This window comes from Clostridium frigidicarnis (assembly GCF_900111985.1).
Lineage (GTDB): Bacteria > Bacillota > Clostridia > Clostridiales > Clostridiaceae > Clostridium_Z > Clostridium_Z frigidicarnis.
Window position 1 is genome coordinate 1 of the sequence record NZ_FOKI01000102.1, and the last position, 1,422, is coordinate 1,422.

Consider the following 1,422-nt stretch of genomic DNA (forward strand, 5'->3'; position numbering starts at 1 on the left):
CTATATTAATAGCAATTTCATCATTTTGTTCCATAGCATTTAATGTTAAATCAAACTTAGCTACATTATCTTCACCACTATATGGTATTAATAACATATCATTAAGCTTAATATCAATGTCTGATATTGTATCTACCATATTGAACATAACATCAAATAATGGATTTCTACTTGCATCCCTTACTATATCTAGCTTTTCTATTAAAGTTTCCAATTGATAACTTTGATTATCATATGCTTTTAGTGAGTTCTCTTTTACTTCATTTAGGAAATCTATATACTTTTTGGAACCTTCTGGTTTATTTCTTAATGCTAATGTGTTTACGAACATACCAATTATACTTTGTAGGTCTGCATGTGGTCTTCCAGCTATTGGAGTTCCTACAACTATATCTTCTTGCCCACTATATTTAGATAAAAGTATATTAAAGGCTGATAATAAAACCATATGCATTGTTGTTTCTGTTTTATTTGCAAGTTTTTTTAATTCAATTGCTATATTTTTATCCACTTCAAAACTTACACTATCCCCTTCAAAACTTTGGATAACAGGTCTTTCATAATCAGTAGGCATATTTAATACTGGTATTTCATCATTGAACATGTTAGTCCAATATTCTTCTTGCTTATTCATTTCTTCTGACTTTAAGAAATTATTTTGCCATGAAGCAAAGTCTTTATATTGAAGTTTTAATAGTTCTAACTCTCCACCATTATATAGTGTAGCAAACTCATTTGTTAGAATACTCATGGACACTCCATCTGATATTATGTGATGCATATCTATTAATAAATAGTTTTTACCCTGAATTTCTAATATTTCAGCTCTAAATAATGGTGCTTTTCCTAAATCAAAAGGTTTAATAAAGTCATTTGTTATTTCTTCTATAGATTGATGTGAAGTTTGCACCTTTAACTTAAATTCATAATTATTATCTATTTTTTGAACTACCTCATCATCAACAGTTTCAAAATAGGTTCTTAATGCTTCATGTCGTTCAACTAGATTTTTAAATGCATCTTCTATTTTAGTTTTGTCTATAAAACCTTGAATTTTAAAAATCTGAGGCATATTGTAGGCTATACTTTCTTTGCTAAAGCCTTGTATTATATACATTCTTTTTTGAGCTGATGATGATTCATAGTATTCTTTTTCTTCTATTTTTTCTATATTAGAATAAATGCTTTCTTCAGCACTTTCAATAAACTTACTTAACCCTTTTATTGTTGATGACTTAAATAAGTCTTTTAACGATACCTCTTTATTGGCTTCCTTATGAATTTTAGAAATAAGGGTCATAGCCTTTAATGAATGCCCACCTAATTTAAAGAAACTATCATTTATTCCTATTTTATCTACACCTAAAACTTCACTCCATATTCTTACTAGGGTTTCTTCTATAGCATTTCTTGGCGCTTCAT

The 1,422-nt window shown here is 28.2% G+C and carries 1 protein-coding gene; it reads right to left on the reverse strand.

Annotated features, from left to right (window positions below; all coding sequences use genetic code 11):
* A partial coding sequence (locus BM119_RS19460) for a condensation domain-containing protein (protein ID WP_242948482.1) occupies positions 1-1,422 on the reverse strand: 1,422 nt, incomplete at both ends.